We start from the raw sequence: 22,744 nt of genomic DNA on the forward strand, positions 1-22,744 counted from the left end.
CGTCAATGTTCATCGGAACATTACCTTGAGCCTGTCCCACCAGCCGAGCTCGGGTTTTGCCGGTTTCCGGACGTTGTTGGTGAGGCCGTTGATATAAAGAACCATATTCAGCGGGTCGAACCTGAGGCCGTGGAACTTGGCAGCGAAGCGTCCGCCGCGATCGATGACGTGGGTGACGGCCCCATGCATCTGCTGGCCGTCTTCCAGCGGCTCGAAGCGTACATTGTAAGCCTCTGACAGTTTCCGGGTCGTATCGTCCGGTTGGCCCGGCCGTGTCGTCAAAAACATCCAGTTGCCCGCGTCCAATCCATGCGCTGGACCATAGGCCTCGAGGACTTCGGACGTGTCCCTTACCGGGTCGGTTGTCACTGCCAGGAACTGCACCCTGTCTTTTATCAGCGTAGCGTTGACCTTGCGCTGAACGTCCGCGATCACCTCGGAATGGATTGGACACAGATCGGTGCAACTCGCGAAGATGAAGTAGAGCACCACGATCTTGTCCGAGAAATCAGAAAGGCGGACGGCCTTTCCGTCCGCGTCGGCCAGTTCGAACGGCGGCGCGGCCGGTTCGTCGATGATCTGAAAGAACTTCTCCTCACTGCCCATCATCTTGTCGAGATCGGCGCCCGGATGATGCGCTCGCGCGGGCGGCGCGGCGGCCAGCAACAGAGAAAGCGTTGCGATCAGGATTCTTGCTTTCATAACCCATGCTTTCCAGTTGAGGAGGGATTTGGCGGGGCGAGGTCGGACCGCGCCTGCTCCCGGCGGCTCATCTCCGCCTGATATTGCCGTTCCCGTTCGGGCCAGGTGCTCTTGATGAAGGTGAGCACGGCCCGGATTTCCTCGTCGGCCAACACACCCGCAAATGCCGGCATGTCGCTCTGGTAGCCGCCGCCGACGACCGCGGCCGGTCCTTCCTTGGTGACACGGAAGAGCACGCCGTCCGGATGATGCCAGGAGTGGCCGGAGGCATCGTGCGGCGGAGCCGGCATGCGTCCCGAAGGCAGCGGGCTTTTCCAGTCGCGTTGTCCTTCGAGGTTGGCGCCATGACAGGTGGCGCAACGCTCGGCATAGATCGTCTTTCCGAGCGCGACAGTGGCAGCCGAGGCGCCGCCGGCCATCCGGTCCGCGAGCCAGGGCCAGGAAAATCCAAGGACTGCCGCAGCCACCCCGAGCATCGAGAAGAGGACCGGCGTTCTTTTCATTTGCTGCCGCCGAAGAACAGGTACTTGACCAGTGCTGCCGCCCCAAGGACGAGCACAACCACGGCGAGCAGCCACGCGAAGCTCATGACCCACATCATCATTCCGCTCGTGCCTTCCATCATCGCAGCCTCCTATTCCTTGGCGTAGACGCCGCCGGTCCCACCAGACTTCTGGATTTCGAGAATCTCGAACGGGCCCTCTTTCGTGCCGCTCATGCCGGGGGAGCCCATTGGCATGCCAGGCAGCGTCACGCCCTTGATGTCGGGCCGCTCGGTCAAGAGCTTGTTGACCGTGCCGACCGGCACATGGCCGCTCACCACATAGCCGTCGATGAAGGAAAGATGGCAGCCCTCGGCTTCCGCCGGAATGCCCGCTTCCCAGCTCATGGCAGAAAGGTCGTGCGTCGGCTTGACGGTGACCGCGAAGCCGTTCTCCCTGAGATAATCGGCATAGCCTTCGCAGCAGCCGCATTGCGGGTTCTTGTAAAGCGTGACGTCCTTTTCGCCGGCAAGCGCCGGAGCGGCACTGGAGAGCAAGGACGCAAAGGCGAGAGCTTTCAGAATATTGGACATGTTTTTCTCCTTTCGGTTTTTCGGAAGATTAGGCGACGCGGAAGACCGCCATCATGCCACCAGCCTGGTGTTCAAGAATGTGGCAGTGGAACATCCAGTCACCGGGGTTGTCGGCGACGAAGGCGATCTCGACCTTTTCGCGGGGCGAAACCAGCACCGTGTCCTGCCATTCGCGATGACGGGTGGGCTGGCCATTGCGGGAAATCACCCGGAACGAATGGCCGTGGAGATGGATCGGATGATGCCAGGCTGTCGCATTGGTCATGGCGATGACATGGCTCTTGTTCCGCGCAAGCGTCAGCGCCGGTTTCATGTCGTGGCGAGCCTGGTCGGCGGCGATGCCATTGATGAACCAAGCAGTGCTGGAATTCATCGTCTGCATCATCCCTCCGCCCATCATCGAATTCATGTCGCGCGTCATGTCGCCCGGCGCACCCGGGCCCATGATTTCACCCATGTCCTGGGCCACCATCTGGCCCATCATGCCGCCGGTGAAAACGACCTCGTTGCGGGACGCGGTTTCCAGGTCCGGCTCCAGTAGCGGGTTGGCCGGCAAGGCCAGCGGCCAGTCGGGCGCGCGCTCGCGGAGCGGAGTGTCGGAATAAGCGACATCGACGAGCTTGTATTCCAGCCCTTCGTAGAACCGGTCGAAGATCGAAACCCGTCTACCGGGCTTGCCCGTCATGTCGAGGATCAGGTCGGCGCGCATGGCCGGGCCAAGCACCACCAGCCCGCCATCCGGCGGGTATGGCGCGACCGGCTGGCCGTCGAGCGCGATGACGATGGGCTGAAGATCCGTGAAGTCGGGGCTGAAGATGCGCGCATTGGCGGCGTTGATCAACCGCAGGCGGATGCGCTCACCCGCCCTGACGGCGAAGGTATCCGGCACGCGACCGTTGATGGTAACCGTGTTGCCGACGCGGCCGTTGTGGTGGATGTCGTGCCGGTTGCCGAAATCCTCGCTGATTGCGCCCGATTTGGTCAATCGCCAGTCGTCGAGCACCCAGGTCACGTCGCGGTCGACGTGCGCCGGTTCGCGTTCCTCGATAATCAGCGGTCCGTAAAGCCCGCGCTCGACCTGCTCGAAACTCCGCTGGTGCGGGTGATACCAGAAGGTGCCGGCGTCGACCGCATCGAATTCGTAGACGAAGCGCTCTCCCGCTTCGATCGGCTTCTGGGTGAGGTGCGGGACGCCGTCCATGGCGTGCGGCACGCGCACGCCATGCCAGTGCACGGTCGTTTCCTCGGCGAGGCCGTTCTCGACCACGACCCGCAGCCGCTCGCCCTGCCGGACCCGTATCTCGGGACCGGGAACAGTCCCGCCGTAGCACCAGGCGGCAATCTCGCCGGATGGTTCGGGCATAAGCCGCGTACGACCCGGCGCCGCCCGCAATTGCACCTCGTGCGGAGCCGCGGCATGGACGGGCGACCGCCACAACACGGGAAGCACCGCACCCGCCGTACTCGCGGCTGCCGATGCAAGAAAGGCTCGACGCGTCTGCGCCGGCATGGGAAATCTGGACATGGTTCAACCATCCTGAAAAGTCGGTCGTTCGCGCACATGGCGGCGCGGAAAAGACACCTCATGCGAAACTGCGATCACGGGCGGTACGACGCGCCCATGGTCGTTGCACCGGCAACGGGCAAGCCCTGCCGGCGTCAGCTACAGGATGATGGTTCGGGGAGGAGAGGGATCGGGTGGGTCGGTGTGGCCGACCAATTCCACCAGCGGTGAAGTCGCAATTTCGGCTGCCACAAAGGAAAGCACGAGACTGATCCGCGCAGGAATTGCTGCGAAAGGCACAAGGCAGGCCGCACTGCATAGCTGAGGCTTGCCGCTGTCGTCGGGAGGGCAGGCATTACAATCGCCCATGTCTCCGTCAGCCCCCATGTCTCCGTCAGCCATCGCGGCGGAAGACATCGCCAGTGCCATGCTCGTTGCGTTAGTTGCATGCGCAACCGTGCCTGCTGCGAACACTACGAGCAGCACAATTGCGAAGATGCGGGCAAGTCTGCGCATGACGCGGCATGCTAGTCTGTTTCTGCGCCATGTCCAGTTACAGGTTTGTCGCAACTCGACCTCGCGAATTGCTCCCTAGTCCTTCCGTTCGGGGGCAGGAAGGCGACATTCCACCCGATTCAGACTTTATCGTGCTTGTTCACGCGTCAAGAAATCGAGCGAAGGCCAGCGCCTTTGCAGGTCCTCATCATTTTTAACACAGCCTGTGCGGCGTCCTTTTTCGTTCGTGCCAGGAATTGTCTCGCCAGACGGTGCGGTTGTTGTTGCAGCACACCTGCTGTGGGAGGATAATCTCGTGTCGGATGCATTTTTCGGGCGACAAACCCGGATGCCCGCCCCGGCGGTGACGCCGTGCTCCGAGGCTCCGGAGGGAGGTGTGCATGACAAACTATATCGTGCTGATCAACTGGACGGAGCAGGGCGCCAAAAATGTGCGCGAGTCGCCGAAGCGGCTCGATGCCGCCAAGAAGCTGCTGGGAGACATGGGCGGCTCGTTCAAGGCGTTTTATCTCACCATGGGCGAATGCGATATGGTGGCGATCGTCGAAGCGCCTGACGATGCGGTGCTCGCTCGTTTCTCGCTGATGCTGGCGTCAGGCGGTAACGTGAGGACGCGGACGCTCAAGGCTTTCCCGGAATTGGCGTATCGCGAGATCATCGCCTCGCTCGGCTGAGGCTTGCGCGGCTACAGATCCGCGCAAGCTGCCGAGCCCGGATATCGACGGTCAGGCGCCGCTTGACGGCGCCCGATCCGCTGATCATGAGGAGGAATGCTGCTCTCGCTCGAAAAGAACTTCATTTTCATCCATATCCCGAAGACGGCTGGGACCTCGGTCACCCGTGCGCTGGAGCCGTGGAGCCCGAAACCGCAGCGAACGCAATGGCGTCGCCTGCTGTCACACCTTCCCGTGCGCGAGACGCCCCAAAATGCGTTCCTCAGGCAGCATGACAAAGCAAGCTGGGTGAAGCACAAGCTGCCGGCCGAGATTTATGACAGCGCGTACAAGTTCGCTGTCGTGCGCAACCCTTTCGAACTTGCTGTCTCGACCTACTATTTCCGCCGCGACTATCTCTCCGGCCGGCGCCGGAACAGAGCCAGGGTTCTGGATTTCAAGACTTTCCTGCGCTATCTCGAACGCAAGAACCGTTTTGTGCAGGTGGACCAGACGAGCTGGATTTCGGACAGGCAAGGAAACCTTATCATCGACGAGGTTTTGCGGTTTGAAACACTGGCCGAGCAATTCAATGCCCTGGTCGAACGGCTCGACCTGCCGGGCGAAGTGAAGCTTCCACGGGCAAACGTCAATGCACCCTACGACTATCGCGCCGTCTACGATGGCGAGGCGAAAAGCATCGTGCGACGGCTCTATTCCAGGGATTTCGAGCGCTTCGGCTACGAATTTTGATTTTTTCGAGACATCCGCAATTCATCGGCACGATGCCGCGGCGCGGCCAGTCTGGTCCGAAATATTGCGGGCCGAAGGGATTTCCCGGATAGTCAGCGCAGCCCTTCAGCTCGCGTCTCGAAACACATGCCCAAGCCTCAACTGACCGTCTGGTACAACACCTGTTGTCCGGTTTGCGATGCCGGGATCAGCCGGCAAAAGCGGCGGCTGGTCGAGGCGATCAAGGCCGGGCGGATCACGTTTCGCGACATCAATGCCGAGCCGGCGGCACTGGCCGGATACGGCGTGTCGCTGGAGGACATCCGCCGCCGGCTGCACGCAACCGAGGCGGACGGCAAGCTGCTGGTTGGCGCCGATGTCGCAATTGCCGTCTGGCTGAGAACGCCGGGCGAGGGCTGGCTTGCAACGCTGTTCGGCAACCCCGCCGCGCTGCCGTTGACGCGCTATGCCTATGATCGCTTCGCCGATCTTCTCTATGCCTGGAACCGGCGCAAGGGCCGCTGGTAACCGGTATTAGCCAAGCTCGGTGACGAAATCAATCTGGTGGCACCGTTCTCAGATACATCGTAAGATATATCTTGACTCAACGGCCTCATCCGCATAATTGAGATATATCGTAAGACATAACTCAAGGAGCAGACAATGCACGGACATCATCTCGGCGAGCATGCCGAGCGCGTTTTCATGCATATGGCCGGCAGGTTCGGCGGTCGTGGCGGCGGCTTCGGCCCATTCGGCCACGGCATGAGGGGCGGCGGGCGCGGCGGGCCGGGCGACATGTTCCGCGCCGGGCGTATGCTGGCCGACGGCGATCTCAAGCTGATCACGCTGTCGCTGCTGGCCGAGGCGCCGCGCCACGGCTATGACATCATCAAGGCGCTGGAGGAACGTACCAGCGGCGTCTACAGCCCGAGCCCAGGCGTGGTCTATCCGACGCTGACCTTCCTGGAAGAGGCCGGCTATGCCGTCTCATCGGCGGAAGGCAACAAGAAGGTGTTTTCGATTACCGAGGCAGGGCAGGCGCATCTCAACGATAATCGCGAGATAGTCGACCACGTGCTCGACCATCTCGAGCGTTTCGGCCGCAAGATGGCGAAGGCGCGCGAGTGGTTCGGCTGGAACGACGACGGCGAAGACGGCGGACGGCGCGGCCGCGGCGGTTCGGAAAAGCGCGACGAATTCCGCGCCGTGCGCCACCGGCTGCGCGCAGCCCTCGGCAATATCGTCGACGCGCCCGCGGAAAAGCAGGCCGAGGCGATTGCGATATTGAAAGGGGCGGCCGAAGCCCTCGAAGCGCTGTCGCGCGACTGACTTCCGGGTCGGATGCGGCCCTTGCCCGTTTGCCTAAGGACCGCTAGTGAAATCATCCTGCACCACGCTATGTGATGCAGGATGATTGCCGTTGGAGGGCGCTCCCATGTCTTTTCTGAAACGTCTTTTCGGTGGTGGCGGCGGTGACGCGGGCGAACCAAAGAGTGCTGCACCGGCAAAGCAGATCGAGCACAAGGGATTTTTGATCAGCGCCACGCCCTACAAGGCAGAAGGCCAATACCAGACCTGCGGCGTGGTTTCGAAGGAAATCGACGGCGTGGTGAAGGAACACAAATTCATCCGCGCCGATCGTTTTGCCGGGCTCGACGACGCTGTCGACATCTCGATCAAGAAGGGTATCCAACTGGTCGACGAGCAGGGCGAGAAGATCTTCGGTTAGCTTGGCGAATGGCGATGTCGCGCGACAGCGGAGCGACGTCAGAAAGCTGTAGGAACCGCCGACGCCTCGTCGGGCATCAGGCGGCAAGTGCAAAAAAGGCAGGCACCCGGCGCCTGCCTTTTTTGGTTCTGATTACCTGTTGTTCGCGCTACGCGGCAGCGGCAACTGCCCCGGTCGAGGCCACCACCGCATCCACCTTGGCCGATGCCTTGGCCAGAGCGGCCGTGACGGCCTCGGGGCCCATGCCGACACCTTCGATGCGGATGACGTCGACGTCGGTCATGCCGATGAAGCCAAGCACGCTGCGCAGGTAAGGGATGGCGTGATCCATCTGCACGGCAGCGCCTTCCGAATAGATGCCGCCCGAGGCAAGGACGATGTAGACCTTCTTGCCGGTGACGAGGCCCTTCGGGCCATTCTCGCCATAAGCGAAAGTCTTGCCGGAGCGGGCGACGTGATCGACCCAGGATTTCAGCGTCGACGAGATGCCGAAATTGATGAAGCCGGTAGCGAGGATGATAGTGTCGGCCGCAAACAGTTCATCGAGTACGGCGTCGGAAACGCCGACGACTTCGGCCTGGCGCTGGGTGCGGGCCTCAGCGGGCGTATAGATGCCGGTCGAATAATCAGCATCGATGTGCGGTAGCGGGTTTGCGACGAGATCGCGTACGACAAGCTTGGCCGAAGGATCGGCGGCAAGCAGCTTCTCGGCGAGGTCGGTGGCGATACGGGTCGAGTGCGAGGCATTGCCGCGCGGGCTGGATGTGACGAGAAGGATGGACACGGCGGGTCTCCAAGGTTGGAATGAATTGTCCCGACCTATATGGACTCGCTGACCCATTTGAAAAACCGGTATATTTTATGTATGTTCCATCTAAACATTGGATATAACGATGCAGCCAAACCCGACGCTCGATCAGCTCCATATCCTTGTCACCGTCGCCGACACCGGCAGCTTCTCGGCCGCCGGCCGCAAGCTCAACCGAGCGCAGTCGGTCATCAGCTACGCTATCGCCAATCTCGAGGCACAGCTTGGGCTGAAACTGTTCGAGCGCGAGGGGACGCGCGAGCCGCAGCTGACCGATGTCGGACGGGCGACGCTGGAAGATGCGCGGCGAATGGTCGGCGTGCTGCAGCGCATTCGCTCGCGCGTCGATGGCCATCGGCAAGGGCTTGAGGCTGAAGTCGCGCTGTCGGTCGATGTGGCGCTGCCTTCCACCGTGCTGGTGCGCGTGTTGAAGGCGTTCGAGGCGCAATTTCCAACCGTAATGCTGCGCCTGCATATCGGCACGCTCGGGCTGATCCCCGACCATGTCGTCAATGGACAGGCCGATCTCGGTATTGGCGGCCTGCTGGGCGAGGTCGACGCGCATCTTGTGCGCATTGGCTTCATGTCGATGGTGCCGGCGGCCGCGCCAAGCCATCCGCTGGCGCTGCTTCCCAAGCCGGTGCCGCTCGAGGAGGTGCGCGAACACATCCAACTTGTCGTCAGCGACCAGTCCGAGCGCACCAAAGGGCGCGATTACGGCGTCTTTGCCTACCGCACTTGGCGGCTTACGGATATGCGAACCAAGCATGCGCTGATGCGCGAAGGGTTGGGCTGGGGCGGACTGCCGCGATGGTTGATTGCTGACGATCTGGCCAACGGCCGGCTGGTGGAACTCGATCTGGAGCCGTATCGCGAAGTCCGCTCGCCACTTTATGCCATGCACCGCGCCGACCGCAGCCCGAAGCCGGCTGCGGCCTGGCTGATTGATCAGTTCAAGCGCCAGCTTGGCTGTTTCAACGAGTTCGAGCCGAACCAGGTGCCTGATGAGACAGCCCATCAATCAGCGCCATGAGAACGGCGCGATAGTCCGCGGCTGAAGCGCCGGCCTCGATAGCGAGCGCAGCGCGGTCGAAGGCGGCGGCAAGCAGCGCGGTCAGCGCTTCCACCGGCAATCTCATCATGGACTGCGAGCGCATCGCAGCAACCAGGCCTTCGCGCAACGAGCGGTTGCCGTGGCGGTTGTCGATCTCGTCCATGGCGGCGCGGCCGAGCACGGCCGGTCCGTCGAGCAGCAGCAGCCGAGTGCGGCCAGGTGCGCGCATGGCGGCAAGATAGGCATCCGAACCGGCGATCAGCGCGTCGCGGGCAAACAGCGAGGGTGGCGAGGCACGCTCGATCTCTTCGGCCACCGCCGCCGCCTCCTGCTCGACCACGGCGGCAAACAGCGCCTGCTTGTCGGCAAAGTGATGATAGAGCGCGCCACGCGTGACGCCGGCCGCAGCCACGATCTCGGGCGTGCCGGTCTCTGCATAGGACTTTTCGGTGAACAGTTTTCGCGCCGCGGCGATCAGGTCGGCGCGCGTCGCTTCGGTGCGATCGCGGTTGGAACGGCGCGCGGATTCCTGTTGCATACATGCAGCCTGTATGTTAATTAAATGTACATGCAGACTGTATGTTATTCGACAGGAGAAGGAAAGATGAGGACGACGAGCTATTATCCGGTGCTGATGACGGGCGACGTTGCCGGTACGGCAGCCTTCTATGTCACGCATTTCGGCTTCCAGCCATTGTTCGAAAGCGACTGGTACGTGCATCTGCGCTCAGTCGCGGATCGCCGTGTCAATCTCGGCATCGTGCAGGGCGATCATGAAACGATCCCTGAAGAAGGGCGCGGCCGTACCTCCGGCCTGCTGATCAATTTCGAGGTCAAGAACCCGGATGCCGTCTACGAGCGGATCACCGCCGCCGGCCTGCCGATCCTGCGAACGCTGCGCGACGAACCCTTTGGCCAGCGCCATTTCATCACCAGTGATCCCAATGGCGTGCTGATCGATGTGATCAAGCCGATCCCGCCAAGCGCCGAGTTTCTGGAGCAGTATGCCGAAGGCGCGGCGGGCTGAGCGAGAGGCTGGCAGGAACTGTCTGTAGATGTGATATGAAGCCTTCGGCCGCGTGGCCGGTCACGTCTTTGCGGTCTATGCTGAGGCTCATCAGCCTGGGCCCATTCGATGCGTGAAATCTGCCTTGTCCGCGCACCCTCAAACCTTGGCCTCCGCCCACTGAGGCCAGGTCATACACCGGGGACGTGGCGTGCGCCGCAGGCATTGACCGAAGCCGGCTTGATCGAGACGCTTTCGCCCCTCAAAGTGGTTGACCTTGATCGGCCCGCCTATAGCACGGAGCCGCAGCCGGGCACCCGGCTGCGCAACGGCAACGCGATACGCAGCTTCAATCTCGAACTTGCCGAAGTTGTTGCCGGCGCGCTGGGACGAGGCGAGTTCCCGCTGGTCGTCGGCGGCGACTGCGCGGTCCTGCTTGGCGCACTGGCTGGCGCACGGCGATCTGGTCCGGTGGCACTGGTCCATGTCGATGGCCACAGCGATTTCCGCCATCCGGGCAATTACGACATCAACGCTTCACTCGGCTCGGCGGCCGGCATGGACCTTGCGCTCGCCACCGGACGTGGCGAGCCGTTGCTGACCGATTGGCCCGATATCGCAAGCCCCCTTGTTGCGGACGAACAGGTGATTCAGATCGGCGAACGCGAGAACCGCGACCCCGACTTTGCCTGGCCGGACATCAATTCGACTGCGATGACGCTGATCGATGTCTTTGCCGTGCGAGAGCTTGGCGCGGCAAAGGTTCTGGAAAAGACCTGGAACACGCTGGCGCGAACCGGCTCGCCCTATTGGGTGCATTTCGATGTCGATGCGCTCGATCAGACGGTGATGCCGGCGGTCGATTCACCAGGCAGTCCCGGCATTGATCCCGACGATCTCATCGCCATCCTCGCGGCGCTGGTGGCGGATTCGCGCTGTACCGGAATGGACATGACCATTTTCGATCCGGACCTCGATCCGACCGGCGAGTTGGCAGTGCTGATGGTTTCGCTGCTTGGCCAGATCTGTGCGCCGCGATAGTTGTCAGGTCCGCGCCACCGGCATCACCGTGACCTGAGTAATGCCGGAGCGGCGCACCACCGTGCACAGCGTCTCGCGGCCGATGCGCTCGGCGTCGAGCAGGCGCACCAGATCGTCGACGCCGGTGACCGGGCGTCCGTCGATGGCGGCGATGATGTCGCCTTCTCTGAGGCCGGCCTTGGCCGCCGGGCTGTTCGCCTCGACGCTGCGCAGGCGCACCGCCGTGCTGCTCGACACCTGCGACAGAAGGGCGGCGCGGCGCGGCAGGTTTGCCGTGTCGGCCGAGACGCCGATGAAGGCGCGGCGGACGCGGCCGAAGCGGATGATCTCCGAAATGACGAAATTGGCGGTGTTGGAGGCAACCGCGAAGGCGATGCCTTGCGCGCCGTGGATCATAGCGGTGTTGACGCCGATGACCTCGGCCGCCGACGACACCAGCGGTCCGCCGGAATTGCCGGGGTTGAGCGCTGCGTCGGTCTGGATGACATCGTCGATCAGCCGGCCGGTGGAGGCACGCATCGAGCGGCCGAGCGCCGAGACGACACCTGATGTGACGGTCCATTCGAAACCGAGCGGGTTGCCGATGGCAATGGCGATCTGGCCGCGCCGCAGGCGCTTGGAATCGCCGAGCGGCGCGATATCGGCAAAGCTGCCGTCGGCACGCACCAGCGCGATGTCGGTGTCGGGGTCGCGGCCGAGAACGTGGCCTTCTCTGGAGACGCCGTCCGGCATGGTGACGCGGACGCTGCGGGCATCGCCAACGACGTGGAAATTGGTGACGACCAGCCCGTCCGGCGTGATGACGAAGCCAGAGCCTTGGCCGCCGGCGCCACCGATGCGCTCTATGCGGCAGACGGCGGGACCGATGCGGTCCACGGCATCAGCGACCGTTGCCGAATAATCATCGAGCAGCGCATCGTCGAACTGCAATTGCTGGGCGGGGAGGGACATGGCAGGGCTCCGTGTCTTTAGAGCAAGAAAAAGGATGCCTATATGTGCGGAGCGGCCGGATCGGCCGCGACCTGACCAGATGGCCAGTCCAACGCCCAACTAGCCGTCAGGCGAGTACCCGCCAACGCGCTGCCGAGCGATATCTGGGTTAGAGCGATGGCCGTCCATTGGACGCTCAAGTGCGCTCTAAGACTTTGAGTTCTCGCATCGTGCTTTCCGGAAATCGATTTCCGACTTTCGGGCCGATGCGATAAAAAACCCAGGAGACCCAAGATGAGCGACTTCAATCTGAGCGCATTTTCCGACGCCATCGCCGATATCGCCGCCGCAGCGGCGCCGGCGACGGCGAGCTTCGCCACGCATCAGCATCGCACCGCGACCGCCTTCCACTGGCGCGACGGCTATTTTGTCGCTGCCGAGGAGGCGGTGGAGGCCGGCGAGGAGATTGAGCTGACGCTTTCTTCGGGCGACAAGGTGAAGGCTGAGCTGGTCGGCCGCGATCCATCCACTGGGACGGCCCTTCTGAAGCCGACCGGCGCGCCGGACGTGCCGCCGCTGGCCAAGGCAGGCCCGGTGCGGCCGGGCCATCTGGCCATCGCCGTCGGCAATGGCGACGGTGCGGGGCTCGTCGCATTCGGCACGGTCGGTGAGGTCGGTCCGGCCTGGCACTCGATGCGCGGCGGCACGATCGACCGGCGCATCAATCTGGCCGTCAATGCCGGCGGCCGTTTCGAGGGCGGCCCTGTGCTCGACGCCAAGGGCGCACTGATCGGCATGCTGCTGTTCGGACCACGCCGGCGGGCGCTGGTCATGCCTTACGAGACGATCGAACGGGCGGTGGCGACGCTGCGCGAGAAGGGCCATGTCGCGCGCGGCTATCTCGGCGCCGGCCTGCACCCGATCCGCAATGGCGACACGCATGGCGCGATAGTGATGAGCCTCGACGATAATGGCCCGGCGAAAGCGGCCGGCCTGCATCTTGGCGACATCATCGTGTCGTGGAACGGCGAAGCCGCGCATGGTCCGCGCGAGCTGATCCGCAGGCTCGGGCCGGACAGCGCCGGCGCGTCGGTGACGCTCGGCGTGATACGCGGCGGCGAGCAGCGCGATGTCGTGCTGACCATCGGCGAAAAGCCGCTGAACTGAGAAGATCGATGGCAAGTCACGGGATCACGAGGCGGCGACTGACGGTACTGATCGCGCTCGATGACGCCGTGCGTGCCGAACACCTGTCCACGGCCCTTGCCGCGACTGACGATCTGCTGCCGATTGTGGCTGGCAGCAGCGATAGCGGCGACAGAGCGGATGTCGCGATCATCGATGACAATAGCCTAGAAGGCAGGGGGCTGGAAGGCCGGGTGACTGATCCAGCGATACCACAGGTGCTCTTGTCCCAACGAGTGAGCCGGCAGCGGCCGGCCGACACCGTGTTTGCCGTGTTGCCGGCGGCAGCTGACGATCTGCTGATCGCTGCCGCCGCGCGGCTGGCGGCGGCTGGCTACCGGATCTCGGGCGAGGGCCGCCCCTTGTCCGAACGGCATGACGATTTCGCTTTCCATGACGACGATCTCTCCGACGAGGAGCCGGTCGACGACAGGGCCGGCCGGCCGGCGCTGTCGCCGCGCGAGAGCGAAGTGCTGGCGCTTTTGGCCGAGGGCGCGCCCAACAAGGTGATCGCGCGGCGCTTGAACATTTCCGTGCATACGGCGAAGTTCCACGTCGCGGCGATCCTGATCAAGCTAGGTGCGGCCAACCGCACCGATGCGATCGCCATCGCCATGCGGCAAGGCCTGGTGCTGGTCTGACGGTGGACTACACAGCCGGTTCGATATCCGTCAGCCGGAAATCGTCGCCCTTGAACAGCAGTGGCATGGCTTCGAGACGGGCCGTGGCATAGGAGATGCAGTCGCCGAAGTTGAGAGCGGCCGGATGTCGGCCCTTGCCATAGCGCAGGAAGGCCTGACGGGCCACAGCGGCGTGGTCGGCCGTAAAAGGAATCGTCTCGATCGAAGCGGTGCGCAAAAAGGCTTCGAAGCGGTCGACGATCTCGTCCTGCCAGCGGCCGACTAGCACCATCGTCGTCTCAAGCAGGGTCGGTGCCGCGAGCAGCCGTCTCTCAGCCTGAGCAATCGCCAGCACGAAACGATCATAGCCTGGTTCCGTACGCAAAATAGCGACAAGGACAGAGGAGTCGATGATCATCGCGTCGGGATTCCGAGTTCGTCGTAGCCGAGGATTTCGTCGTCGGTCATCGCATCTTGGCGTTTCGGTACCTGCGCGGCTCTTTCGGCGATCGCCATCAGGCGCTGAAAAAGGTCGTCGGCCTCATCGCGCGGCACAAGCCGCTCGCGCGCAACCTCGCGCTCGAGGCTTTGACGGATCGCTTCCGTCACCGACACGCGACGGCGGCGGGCAAGTTCCCGCGCCAATTGCTCGACTTCCGTGTTCTTGATCGACAGGGCCATTCTATATTCAACCTCTTTTTACAGAATATATATATTACTCCTCCGTTGAGTCCATGGCTTTCGTGGCGCCTCCGCAGCGTCACCATCTCTCGATGCTCCCCGCTCTTGTATCCTGCGACGGCGCGGGCAAGGATCGCGACCAACAGATTTGCAAGGGAGGCGCAAGACATGTCGCTCAAGGGAAAGACGCTGTTCATCTCCGGCGGGTCGCGCGGCATCGGGCTGGCGATCGCGCTGCGCGCCGCGCGCGACGGCGCCAATGTGACGATCGCGGCCAAGACCGCCGAGCCGCATCCAAAGCTGCCGGGCACGATCTACACTGCGGCGCAAGAGATCGAGCAGGCCGGCGGCAAGGCGTTGCCGATGTTGTGCGACATACGCGAGGAGGGGCAGGTGGCCGAGGCGGTCGCCAGGACCGTCGAAAAATTCGGCGGCATCGACATCTGCATCAACAATGCCAGCGCCATCCAACTCACCGGCACGCTGGAAACCGATATGAAGCGCTACGATCTGATGCACCAGATCAACACCCGCGGCACGTTCCTGGTTTCCAAAATGTGCATTCCGCACCTGAAGTTGGCTGACAATCCTCACATCTTGAATCTGGCGCCGCCGCTCGACATGAAGGCCAAATGGTTCAAGAACCATGTCGCCTATACGATGGCCAAATTCGGCATGTCGATGTGCACGCTGGGCATGAGCGCGGAGTTCGCCAGGGACGGCATCGCCGTCAATTCGCTGTGGCCGATCTCGACAATAGATACGGCAGCGGTGCGCAATCTTCTGGGTGGGGCGACAGTGGCGGCGATGAGCCGTTCGCCCGATATCATGGCCGATGCCGCGCATGCGATCCTGCTCAGGCCGTCGCGCGAAGCGACCGGCAATTTCTACATCGACGAGGAGGTGCTGCGCGCCGAGGGCGTCAGCGATTTTTCGATCTATGCGCCTGATGCGACAGGTCCGCTCGCCGGTGACTTCTTCGTTCCCGACGAGGTGTTTGCGAATTCGGAAACCAACATCAAAAGTATCTACTGACGGGCACCGGACGCCGTTCGGGCTTCAGTTCAACACCGAAGCCGGAAACAAAAACCCCGCCGGCGAGGGGTACCGGCGGGGCTCATGTGTCCCGCTGGAGTCGGGACAGGGCAGGGAAGCCCTAGCCAGAATCTGGGGTGGACGACCTCGCGATTCAATGCCTGGTTAAATCGCGACTTACATTCTCCTTCAACCTCGGCTCATTGCCGGAAATTGCCCATCCCGGTGAAACCGGGGTGGGCTACGTCTTCCCGTATAGATTCCAGAAACCAGTTCAGATTTCTGGAATCGTTGCTTTTAAGCTGGCCATGGTCTTTACGAAAACCGGTTTCCGCCTTGCGTCGCTGACCTTCGGTTCGGGACCATGGCCTAATTCGCACTGGCGACCGGCGCCACCAGCGAGGTGATGCGGCGGATGGCGACGCGACGGTTCTCGCGCTCAGGCTCCGACGTGTCGACCTTGAGATACTCCTCGCCATAGCCCTGTGTCGTCAGGTTCTCCGGCGGGATGCTGAAGGCATTGGTCAGGGCTTCGGCGACCGCCTCCGCGCGACGGTCGGACAGAGCGAGGTTCGCCTCCGGCCTACCGACGGCATCGGTATGGCCTTCGATCAGGAAGGTTTCCGCCGGGTTCTTCTCCAGCAGCTTCTCCATGGCGCTGGCGACGCCTTCCAGTTTCTGCACCTCGGTGTCGGGGATCGAGGCTGAACCGAATTCGAAGTTCAGCGTGTCGAGGTCGATGCGGCGGGCGATGTCGCGGACGCGGGCAGAGCGCTTGACCTCGTCGATCGAGTAAAGGCGCTGAACCCTTTCCACCGGCGGCTGTTCGAGGAAGGTATAGTAGTCGTCCGGATCCTCGACCTCTTCGGAATCCAAAATGTACTCCTCGCGCGAAATGTCGATCCGAATCGGCGGCAGGTCGTCACCCGGATCACGCCAGTCGCCATAGTCCTCATAATACCGCTCGTCGACATAGCTCAGCACATATTCGCGTCCGTCGGGCGCGATGCGTGAACGCTGGATGACGTCGCCGTAGCGGTTGCGGATGGTGACGATCTGGATTCCGTTGTCACGCTCGACGATTTCCCGGGTGCGATCGCCCGACAGCTCCTCATAGTAGACGTTCCTCGCGCCACGGCGCATGCGCGGGGTATCGTCGCTTTCCACGATCGTCTGGTTGTTGAACTGGAGGATAACGCGGTCGCCGAGTTCCCTGACGACGTCGACCCCTTGCGGACGGGGACGGCGGCGAATGTCCTCGACGTCGGGCACACGCTCGACGCGTTTGCCCTTTTCCTCCGTCACCGGAACCATCCTCTCAAGCTTGATCGCCTGCTGGGCCGTCCTGTCGTCGGTGGGCGGCGGTCCCTGGTCGACCGGAGCCGGCTTCGGGGCCTCCGCCTGCTCGCCGTTCTGCTGGGTGGGCTGACCACCCGCGTCCTGGCCGACCGTCTCTTGCGCGTTGTCCCTGCCGCCCTTGCGCTTGCGCCTGGCATCCTTCTGGCTATCGAACACGGGAGCCTCGCCCTGGGCCGGACCTTCCCCTTCGGCGGGCGCGGCCTGTTGGTCCTCGGCGGGCTGTTCGCTGGTTGTGGGCTGCTCTTCCGTCACCGGCTGTTCGCCGATAGGCTTCTTGCGACGTTCCTTAGCCTGCTCCCGGGGCTTTTCGCCCTCAGCCGGAGCCGCTTGCTGGTCGGTCGGAAGCGGCTCGCCCTGCTCGCCGGCGGGCGTTTCCTTCCTGGCTGGCTGTTCGGCTGGCGCAGCCTCGATCTGCTGATCCTGGTTCCGCTTCTTGCGCGGCTTGACCTGCTCGTTGTCATTTGCAGGTGCGGCCTTCTCGCCTTGCGCCGCCTGTCCGGCAGGCTCTTCGGAAGGTGCCGTTTCGATCTGCTGTTGCTGGTCGCGCTTCTTCCTGCGCGGTTTTTGCTCTTCAGCCGGGGCGGCCTGTTCGGCAGGGGCTGCTTCGATCTGCTGTTGGTCGCGCTTCTTTCTGCGCGGTTTTTGCTCTTCGGCCGGGGCCGCCTGCTCGGCAGGGGCTGATTCTGTCTGCTGTTGCTGCTCGCGCTTCTTCCTTCGTTGATTGCCCTGCTGCTCGTCGCCGGAAGGCGCGGCCTGTTCCGCAGGAGCCGATTCAGTCTGCCGCTCGCGCTTCTTGCGGGGCTTCTGCTCAGGTTCTGCCTGCTCTGCGCAGCCTTCCGCCGACTCGCCTTCGGGGCAATTCGATTGCGCCAGGATCAAGGGCGTTGCGGTACGCTGCAGTGGGCCGAACGCGGCGCCGCCCTGCAGCGGGAATGCGCCCAACGGCGCGGACGCCATCAACAGGCCAAGTGCCGTGCCTGCCAGAATCCGTGGTTGGCGTTTCATTAGAAATCCTCCTTTGGCGTCCCATCCCGGCCCAAACTGTTCATCAACCGGATTGGTTCCGGTTAGCAGGCATTAACGGCCACGAAGGGCGATTGGCCGGCGTTTTGAAGGCGACTTCGTGTCATTCCTATGGTGCCGGCCTATGGTGCCGGCGGGGTTTGCGTCGCCGCGGTGCTTGACCTTGACGCCGGCGGGGGCCACATGCCGTCAATGGAAACGCCGTTCTGGAAAACCAAGACGCTCGAAGCGATGACCCCGGCCGAGTGGGAATCGCTTTGCGACGGCTGCGGCAAATGCTGCCTGTCGAAACTCGAGGACGAAGACACCGGCGAGATCTACTGGACGAGCGTCGGCTGCCGGCTGTTCGACTCCGAAACGTGCCGCTGTTCGGACTATGCCAACCGGCTGGCGCGCGTTCCGGACTGCGTCGGGCTGACGCCGCAGAATGTGCGCACCATCAGCTGGCTGCCCAAGACCTGCGCCTATCGACTGGTCGCCGAGGGCCACGATCTCTACTGGTGGCACAGGCTGGTGTCGGGGAGTGCCGAGACGGTGCATGAGGCCGGCATCTCGATGCGCGGCCGGGTCAGCGCCAGCGAGACCGATCTTGCCGAGCCGGACGACTATTTCGAGCACATGCTGGACGACGAGCCTTAGGGGAGCCTTGAGCCAGGACCCGGAACCGGCTGCGCGACAGGGCGTTTTCTATCCAGATTGTTCAGAACCGGCCAGTTGTTCAGAACCGGAAAGTTGTTCAGAACCGGAAAGCGGAGAAAACTGCGAAATTACCTCTTGTTGCCACATGAACCCAATATGAACGGCTGGTTCGTAAAAAGTTCAGATACGCAGGCGCATTCTCCTCCCCATCGGTTCGACCAAGACACATCGGTTCGATCAAGACACACCAGTTTGATCAAGACAGGCGGATGCCCTGAACAAGGAGAGAAGACAATGTTCAACACGATCAAGACGGCGGCCCTTTCGGCGCTTATCGGCCTCGGCACGCTTGCCGCTATCCCCGCCACTGCCCAGGCAGACAGCATCTATCTCGGCTTCGGCAATAACGACGATCCGCGCGTCGGCGTCTATACGGGCGACGACGATGATTTCTACCGCGAACGCCGCCGCGAACGCGACTGGCGCCGGTCCTGCTCGCCATACCGTGCCCTCAATAAGGCAGAGCGCTTGGGTCTGCGCCGCGCCCGTATTGTCGACGTCAGCCGCCGGACGGTGAAAGTCGCGGGCCGCCAGTACGGCGACCGCGTGATGATCGTGTTCGCCAACGAGCGCGGCTGCCCGGTCATCTACCGGTAATCATTCATCTGCCGGCAAAACGGCACGTTGCGGACCGGCAGCGGCCTGGAGTAGTAGAGCCTTTCCGGGAGGAAGGGTGTGGTTCGGAAAAAACCCCGGAGGACCAGTCCTCCGGGGTTTTTTTGATGCAGCAAAGGCTGAACCGCAGGCGGCGGTCACTTCAACTCGAAAGTGACAGTGACCTGCACCGTGTAGGAATTCTCGCCGGCCTGCAGCGGGACCGATTCGCGGGCCGCGTCGAAGGCCTTGGCGTTCATCGGTATCGGCGGCGGCGCGACATTCTGGTCGGTGATTTCCAGCACCCGCCCGATGCTGACGCCGGCGGCTTCAGCCAGCGTCTTTGCCTTGGCCATGGCGTCGGCGACCGCCTTCTTGCGGGCTTCGGTGAGAGTTGCAGCCGGATCCTCGTTGGAAAACGAGATGCCGCCGCCCTGGTTGACGCCGAGCGATACCGCCTTGTCGAGAATCTCGCCGGTTTTGTCGATGTCGCGGATGCGCACCGAAAGCGTGTTGGTCACCTGGTAGGCGATGAGTTCGGCTTCCTGGCTGCCGTCCGGCTTGTTGGTGTAGTTGTAGCGCGGGCTGATCTGGATGCCGGCTGTCTGCAGGTCGCGCTCCTTGATGCCAGCCGACTTCATAGCGGCGATCACGGAGGCCATGGCGTCGTTGTTGGCATCGAGCGCGGCACGCGCGGTCTTGGCCTCGCGCATGACGCTGAGCGTCAGCAGCGCCAGATCGGGGGCCGCGGTCGCTTCGCCTTCGCCGGTGACGACGATACGGGGCGGGGGCGGCGAATCGGTCGCGCCGGCCATCGTCGGAAACGCGATTGCGGCGGCGAGCGCCAAGGGCAAAAGATGTCTGGTCATAAAAATCTCCTCGGTCTGCGATCCAGTGGCGCTGTCGACTACCGCATCGGCCCAAGAATCGGAATCGATTTCGGGAAGCACGATGCGTAGATTCAAAGCGTTAGAGCTTCGCGCGTCTAAGTGGACGCACATCGCTCTAATGTCTGAATATGGGCTGATTTGGACGATCTCGGCCAGCCAGTTCGGAAAGCCTTGTGCGATTCGGGGAAAAACATTAATCCAGCCGCGTGTGGGGCCTGTAGCTCAATGGTTAGAGCCGGCGGCTCATAACCGCTTGGTTGGGGGTTCGAGTCCCTCCGGGCCCACCATGACCATTGATTTTATTGCGAAAAATCGGCTTTTGCCCACGCTTTGCCCACGCTTTGCCCACGGCACGCACGGCGAGGAAGAGAGCGACGAAAGCCGCTTTCATAAGTCGCTTCGAGGTTCTGGCTCACCGCACGACCCGCAAAGTCGCCCGCCGCTTCATCTGATCGCGCTTTTCCTCACGCTGGTTGATCGCCATCGCAATGTCGACTGCAATTCTTTTTTTGTTAGCCTCGCGCACGTAATCGTCCGTCACCGTCATGGAAGAATGTCCCATCGCTTCCATTATAGCGCGTGCCTGGATGTTGCATTCGGCGAGGTAGGTGCCGAACGTGCGGCGCAGGCCATGAAGTGTATAGCCGTCAGGAATGTCAGCCTGCCGGGCCCAATGCTGCATCATGCCTGTCAGGCTCTTCTCTGAAAACGGGTTGCCATAGCCGTTCTTCAAGACGGTTCCACCCTTCGAGCGGTCAAGTGGGTCCAGCGCTGCCGCCAGCTTGTCCACCACGGGAATGAACATCTCCCTCCCGCCATGGCGGTTACGATTCTTCTTCTGTCTGAAGGCAAACGCCTCGATCAATGCCAAGGAACCATCGAATAGTTCGATCTCTTCAGTCACCAGATCATCCCATTCAAGGTCAGCGATGTCCCCTCGTCGGTTGCCGAGCCAGAAACCCAGCGCATAGCAGGTCCGAGCGGGTGTACCGATCGGATGTCTCTCTTCATACTTTTCTCGGATCGCAATTGGCCAAGCCGGGTTCTTGGTCGATTTTGGTATGCGCACGCGGATCGACAACGATGGATCATCCTGCGGCTTTATCCATTTCTCGACTTCGATAGCCACCCAGAGGAGCTTTTTGACGGCTACCAGCATGTGTTTGGCGACGGTGCGGTTTGTCTTAAAGATACCTTCGATGATCGTGCGAAGCCTGTCGGCATCCATGTACTCAACCGGCACATCGCGCCATGTCAGCACATGTTCGGGGTCGACAGGCATATTCAGGAAGCGCTCTATTAAGTTGCTGTTCTTGGCTTGGGTAGCCGGATCGAAGTCAGCCCACTCCATCGTGGTTTCAAGTCGCCGTGCTGCGTGCCCGAACGAACGCGGCAGGACACGTCCCGGCATGTCAATGATTTCCGACTTGCCTATGCAACCTTCGACGGCACGTCGGTAGCAGGCTTCAAACGCTTCGTCGCCCGGCTGTCCGGGCAAGGCGATCTGCCGAGCATGGCGATTTGCACGAAAGCGCCAGTACTCCTTGCCGTTGACGACGCGGGAAGAAGCCCCAGGGTAGTCAGGATGTTTAGCCATCAAACGATCTTTCGAGGCTTCTGCTGGGGTTGCCCACCACCATGCACCTTCTCATGAATCGGATCATACGAAACGGCCTTGCTTTCCATGGCAACGCGCAGGAGCACCGGGTAAGGGAACCCTCTGCCTTGCTCGATGCCTTCAAAGGTGCGCTTCGGTATTCCCAGCACCTTGGCCGCGGCTTCAGCAGTGAGCCCTTCCGTGGCCCGCCAGGCTTTGACTTCTTGCGCCAGTTTCTCATTCTCGTTCATGTCATGCCTTTCGCAGGCAATCTCCATACTACGCCTGCGGCATATACGCAACGAGCGTATTTATTTTCTTCTTTCTCTGTCCCGTTTGCTTCTTTCCAGTAGTTCTTGAAGACCGCTACCTTTATCCGGCAACGAGGTGAAAGCTAAGTCGAGGGCCACACGATCCCAAACGGCGCGGCTGTTGATGCGCTTGGGCTTCGGCATGCGCCCATCGGCAACCATTTCATCAAAAAGCGTTGTTCCGACACCGATGTAGCGAGCTGCTTCCTCACGAGTTAGACCTCGTGGGGGATATGAGATTGCATCACTCTTCATGGGCGCGCTGTCTCGCCTCTGAGGTGCCTGGCGTATTGGTGTCGAAGCACAAAGCCGCATCCTCCTTGCCGTTCCTAGCGAGTGGTCGTGCCGACTTAGAAGGAAAGGGCCTTAAGCGGAAGCGGTCTGACTAAGTTCGTTCGGCGTAAACTGGCGGCAACGTGTGAACGGGTGGATCACGGCAGGAGAGCTATCGGCGGACGGCTCCGCAATGCATTCCTCGCCCCGCCTTCGACGCCTCCTTTAGCGTGGAAACTTGAGCCGTTATCGAGGGCCGGCGAACACCGCCGCCGAAAACGCGAACTCTGGCAATGCAAAATTCCGGCAGGATGTGGCCAATGATCTGCGCGAGGCGGCGACCAACCCGCAATTGCCCGCGCAGCACTTTGATTTGGCGGGTGTGGCCAACGAGAGCTGCGAAGACCGCGCCACTTTGGCCTGGAATGGCATGCAAAACGCCCGCCTGATCGCAGACGTCGAGAACGGGGTCTATGACAATGATCAAGGGAGCGCCGCCTTCGTTGATCTCGGTCGGGTCATGTTCCGCTTGAAAGCGCTGGAGGGAATCGCGGACGAGAAGGTCCGAGAGCTCGAAAGCGCCCGTGCCCCGACATCGACGGCTCAGATGCTGACACCGAGATAGATGAGAATCGAGATCTATCTTGCCTACCTGAAGACTGTCGGGAGAAGAGGGGATGGTGCCCAGGACTTCCCGGCAGTCGGTGAAATAATCGACATTCTT

At 62.1% G+C, this 22,744-nt stretch carries 30 protein-coding genes and 1 tRNA gene; 15 read left to right on the forward strand and 16 right to left on the reverse strand.

Annotated elements, in window-relative coordinates:
* Window positions 1–9: 9 nt before the first annotated feature.
* The 6 genes from AC0L3I_RS32535 to AC0L3I_RS32560 all read right to left on the reverse strand — a co-directional run bounded on the left by AC0L3I_RS32535 (window position 10) and on the right by AC0L3I_RS32560 (window position 3,797).
* Complete coding sequence (locus tag AC0L3I_RS32535; RefSeq protein ID WP_473529644.1) at window positions 10–666, reverse strand: SCO family protein; 657 nt, start codon at window positions 664–666, stop codon at window positions 10–12.
* Window positions 667–698: 32 nt separating this feature from the next.
* Entirely contained in the window at window positions 699–1,205 is a 507-nt protein-coding gene (locus AC0L3I_RS32540) for a c-type cytochrome (RefSeq protein WP_473529645.1), read from the reverse strand.
* The gene (locus AC0L3I_RS32545) at window positions 1,202–1,327 is read right to left on the reverse strand and encodes a hypothetical protein (protein WP_473489195.1); all 126 of its coding nucleotides are present in this window, start codon (window positions 1,325–1,327) and stop codon (window positions 1,202–1,204) included. The genes AC0L3I_RS32540 and AC0L3I_RS32545 overlap by 4 nt, the downstream gene beginning before the upstream one ends.
* A 9-nt stretch (window positions 1,328–1,336) precedes the next feature.
* Window positions 1,337–1,777, reverse strand: a complete 441-nt coding sequence (locus AC0L3I_RS32550; protein ID WP_473489194.1) for a DUF411 domain-containing protein — start codon at window positions 1,775–1,777, stop codon at window positions 1,337–1,339.
* Window positions 1,778–1,805: 28 nt separating this feature from the next.
* Window positions 1,806–3,302, reverse strand: a complete 1,497-nt coding sequence (locus tag AC0L3I_RS32555; RefSeq protein WP_473489193.1) for a multicopper oxidase family protein — start codon at window positions 3,300–3,302, stop codon at window positions 1,806–1,808.
* Between the two features lie 138 nt (window positions 3,303–3,440).
* Window positions 3,441–3,797 carry a hypothetical protein gene (locus AC0L3I_RS32560; protein WP_473489192.1) on the reverse strand — a complete coding sequence of 119 codons (357 nt, stop codon included), beginning with the start codon at window positions 3,795–3,797 and terminating at the stop codon, window positions 3,441–3,443.
* A 380-nt stretch (window positions 3,798–4,177) separates the two neighbouring features.
* Here AC0L3I_RS32560 and AC0L3I_RS32565 point away from each other — a divergent pair, with 380 nt between their 5' ends.
* The 5 genes from AC0L3I_RS32565 (at window position 4,178) to AC0L3I_RS32585 (ending at window position 6,914) form a co-directional block, all read left to right on the forward strand.
* Window positions 4,178–4,471, forward strand: a complete 294-nt coding sequence (locus tag AC0L3I_RS32565) for a GYD domain-containing protein (RefSeq protein ID WP_095491492.1) — start codon at window positions 4,178–4,180, stop codon at window positions 4,469–4,471.
* A gap of 96 nt (window positions 4,472–4,567) precedes the next feature.
* Window positions 4,568–5,203, forward strand: coding sequence for a sulfotransferase family 2 domain-containing protein (locus AC0L3I_RS32570; protein WP_473489191.1), 636 nt, complete (start codon window positions 4,568–4,570; stop codon window positions 5,201–5,203).
* 126 nt (window positions 5,204–5,329) lie between these two features.
* Window positions 5,330–5,710 carry a thiol-disulfide oxidoreductase DCC family protein gene (locus AC0L3I_RS32575; protein WP_473489190.1) on the forward strand — a complete coding sequence of 127 codons (381 nt, stop codon included), beginning with the start codon at window positions 5,330–5,332 and terminating at the stop codon, window positions 5,708–5,710.
* 135 nt (window positions 5,711–5,845) lie between these two features.
* The gene (locus AC0L3I_RS32580; protein WP_473489189.1) at window positions 5,846–6,514 is read left to right on the forward strand and encodes a PadR family transcriptional regulator; all 669 of its coding nucleotides are present in this window, start codon (window positions 5,846–5,848) and stop codon (window positions 6,512–6,514) included.
* A gap of 106 nt (window positions 6,515–6,620) precedes the next feature.
* A complete protein-coding gene (locus AC0L3I_RS32585; protein ID WP_095491489.1) occupies window positions 6,621–6,914 on the forward strand; it encodes an HlyU family transcriptional regulator in 294 nt (97 codons plus the stop codon).
* Between the two features lie 148 nt (window positions 6,915–7,062).
* Here the strand turns inward: AC0L3I_RS32585 and AC0L3I_RS32590 are convergent, their stop codons facing one another.
* Window positions 7,063–7,698: an FMN-dependent NADH-azoreductase gene (locus tag AC0L3I_RS32590; RefSeq protein ID WP_473489188.1), complete on the reverse strand. Its 636-nt coding sequence runs from the start codon at window positions 7,696–7,698 to the stop codon at window positions 7,063–7,065.
* Between the two features lie 109 nt (window positions 7,699–7,807).
* On the opposite strand from AC0L3I_RS32590, the gene AC0L3I_RS32595 reads away from it, so the two are divergent.
* A complete protein-coding gene (locus AC0L3I_RS32595; RefSeq protein WP_473529646.1) occupies window positions 7,808–8,755 on the forward strand; it encodes a LysR family transcriptional regulator in 948 nt (315 codons plus the stop codon).
* On the opposite strand, the gene AC0L3I_RS32600 is transcribed toward AC0L3I_RS32595, so the two are convergent.
* Window positions 8,697–9,314, reverse strand: coding sequence for a TetR/AcrR family transcriptional regulator (locus AC0L3I_RS32600; protein ID WP_473529647.1), 618 nt, complete (start codon window positions 9,312–9,314; stop codon window positions 8,697–8,699). The genes AC0L3I_RS32595 and AC0L3I_RS32600 overlap by 59 nt on opposite strands.
* Before the next feature lie 66 nt (window positions 9,315–9,380).
* Here AC0L3I_RS32600 and AC0L3I_RS32605 point away from each other — a divergent pair, with 66 nt between their 5' ends.
* Both AC0L3I_RS32605 and AC0L3I_RS32610 read left to right on the forward strand, forming a co-directional pair.
* The gene (locus AC0L3I_RS32605) at window positions 9,381–9,803 is read left to right on the forward strand and encodes a VOC family protein (RefSeq protein ID WP_473529648.1); all 423 of its coding nucleotides are present in this window, start codon (window positions 9,381–9,383) and stop codon (window positions 9,801–9,803) included.
* Between the two features lie 204 nt (window positions 9,804–10,007).
* Entirely contained in the window at window positions 10,008–10,823 is an 816-nt protein-coding gene (locus AC0L3I_RS32610; protein WP_473529649.1) for an arginase family protein, read from the forward strand.
* A 3-nt stretch (window positions 10,824–10,826) separates the two neighbouring features.
* On the opposite strand, the gene AC0L3I_RS32615 is transcribed toward AC0L3I_RS32610, so the two are convergent.
* Window positions 10,827–11,774, reverse strand: coding sequence for a S1C family serine protease (locus AC0L3I_RS32615; RefSeq protein WP_473529650.1), 948 nt, complete (start codon window positions 11,772–11,774; stop codon window positions 10,827–10,829).
* Window positions 11,775–12,047: 273 nt separating this feature from the next.
* Here AC0L3I_RS32615 and AC0L3I_RS32620 point away from each other — a divergent pair, with 273 nt between their 5' ends.
* Window positions 12,048–12,920, forward strand: a complete 873-nt coding sequence (locus tag AC0L3I_RS32620) for a S1C family serine protease (RefSeq protein WP_473529651.1) — start codon at window positions 12,048–12,050, stop codon at window positions 12,918–12,920.
* A gap of 8 nt (window positions 12,921–12,928) precedes the next feature.
* Window positions 12,929–13,579, forward strand: coding sequence for a helix-turn-helix transcriptional regulator (locus AC0L3I_RS32625; RefSeq protein WP_473529652.1), 651 nt, complete (start codon window positions 12,929–12,931; stop codon window positions 13,577–13,579).
* Window positions 13,580–13,586: 7 nt separating this feature from the next.
* On the opposite strand, the gene AC0L3I_RS32630 is transcribed toward AC0L3I_RS32625, so the two are convergent.
* The gene (locus AC0L3I_RS32630; protein WP_473489180.1) at window positions 13,587–13,976 is read right to left on the reverse strand and encodes a type II toxin-antitoxin system VapC family toxin; all 390 of its coding nucleotides are present in this window, start codon (window positions 13,974–13,976) and stop codon (window positions 13,587–13,589) included.
* On the reverse strand, window positions 13,973–14,239 hold the full coding sequence (locus AC0L3I_RS32635; RefSeq protein ID WP_473489179.1) for a type II toxin-antitoxin system VapB family antitoxin: 267 nt from the start codon (window positions 14,237–14,239) through the stop codon (window positions 13,973–13,975). Before AC0L3I_RS32635 ends, AC0L3I_RS32630 begins: the two co-directional genes overlap by 4 nt.
* Window positions 14,240–14,407: 168 nt before the next feature.
* On the opposite strand from AC0L3I_RS32635, the gene AC0L3I_RS32640 reads away from it, so the two are divergent.
* Window positions 14,408–15,274, forward strand: a complete 867-nt coding sequence (locus AC0L3I_RS32640; protein WP_473489178.1) for an SDR family oxidoreductase — start codon at window positions 14,408–14,410, stop codon at window positions 15,272–15,274.
* Between the two features lie 369 nt (window positions 15,275–15,643).
* Here the strand turns inward: AC0L3I_RS32640 and AC0L3I_RS32645 are convergent, their stop codons facing one another.
* Window positions 15,644–17,638 carry an OmpA family protein gene (locus AC0L3I_RS32645; protein ID WP_473529653.1) on the reverse strand — a complete coding sequence of 665 codons (1,995 nt, stop codon included), beginning with the start codon at window positions 17,636–17,638 and terminating at the stop codon, window positions 15,644–15,646.
* 210 nt (window positions 17,639–17,848) lie between these two features.
* Between AC0L3I_RS32645 and AC0L3I_RS32650 the strand changes: the two genes are divergently transcribed.
* Together AC0L3I_RS32650 and AC0L3I_RS32655 are read left to right on the forward strand one after the other, a co-directional pair.
* Window positions 17,849–18,295, forward strand: coding sequence for a YcgN family cysteine cluster protein (locus AC0L3I_RS32650; protein WP_473529661.1), 447 nt, complete (start codon window positions 17,849–17,851; stop codon window positions 18,293–18,295).
* Window positions 18,296–18,589: 294 nt separating this feature from the next.
* Complete coding sequence (locus AC0L3I_RS32655) at window positions 18,590–18,952, forward strand: hypothetical protein (RefSeq protein WP_473489176.1); 363 nt, start codon at window positions 18,590–18,592, stop codon at window positions 18,950–18,952.
* Window positions 18,953–19,107: 155 nt separating this feature from the next.
* On the opposite strand, the gene AC0L3I_RS32660 is transcribed toward AC0L3I_RS32655, so the two are convergent.
* Window positions 19,108–19,818: an SIMPL domain-containing protein gene (locus tag AC0L3I_RS32660; protein ID WP_123148533.1), complete on the reverse strand. Its 711-nt coding sequence runs from the start codon at window positions 19,816–19,818 to the stop codon at window positions 19,108–19,110.
* A 232-nt stretch (window positions 19,819–20,050) separates the two neighbouring features.
* Between AC0L3I_RS32660 and AC0L3I_RS32665 the strand changes: the two genes are divergently transcribed.
* A tRNA-Ile gene (locus AC0L3I_RS32665) sits at window positions 20,051–20,126 on the forward strand.
* A 125-nt stretch (window positions 20,127–20,251) separates the two neighbouring features.
* Here the strand turns inward: AC0L3I_RS32665 and AC0L3I_RS32670 are convergent.
* The 3 genes from AC0L3I_RS32670 to AC0L3I_RS32680 are packed head-to-tail and all read right to left on the reverse strand — an operon-like array spanning window position 20,252 to window position 22,002.
* Window positions 20,252–21,436: a tyrosine-type recombinase/integrase gene (locus tag AC0L3I_RS32670; RefSeq protein WP_473454467.1), complete on the reverse strand. Its 1,185-nt coding sequence runs from the start codon at window positions 21,434–21,436 to the stop codon at window positions 20,252–20,254.
* Window positions 21,436–21,687 (reverse strand): helix-turn-helix domain-containing protein, encoded by a 252-nt coding sequence (locus tag AC0L3I_RS32675; protein ID WP_473454468.1) that lies wholly within the window; start codon window positions 21,685–21,687, stop codon window positions 21,436–21,438. The genes AC0L3I_RS32670 and AC0L3I_RS32675 overlap by 1 nt, the downstream gene beginning before the upstream one ends.
* A gap of 60 nt (window positions 21,688–21,747) precedes the next feature.
* Window positions 21,748–22,002 carry a helix-turn-helix transcriptional regulator gene (locus tag AC0L3I_RS32680; RefSeq protein ID WP_473529654.1) on the reverse strand — a complete coding sequence of 85 codons (255 nt, stop codon included), beginning with the start codon at window positions 22,000–22,002 and terminating at the stop codon, window positions 21,748–21,750.
* A gap of 256 nt (window positions 22,003–22,258) precedes the next feature.
* Between AC0L3I_RS32680 and AC0L3I_RS32685 the strand changes: the two genes are divergently transcribed.
* Complete coding sequence (locus tag AC0L3I_RS32685; RefSeq protein WP_473529655.1) at window positions 22,259–22,645, forward strand: NEL-type E3 ubiquitin ligase domain-containing protein; 387 nt, start codon at window positions 22,259–22,261, stop codon at window positions 22,643–22,645.
* The last annotated feature ends 99 nt before the right edge of the window (window positions 22,646–22,744 follow it).

It is taken from the genome of Mesorhizobium sp. WSM4840, assembly GCF_055811755.1.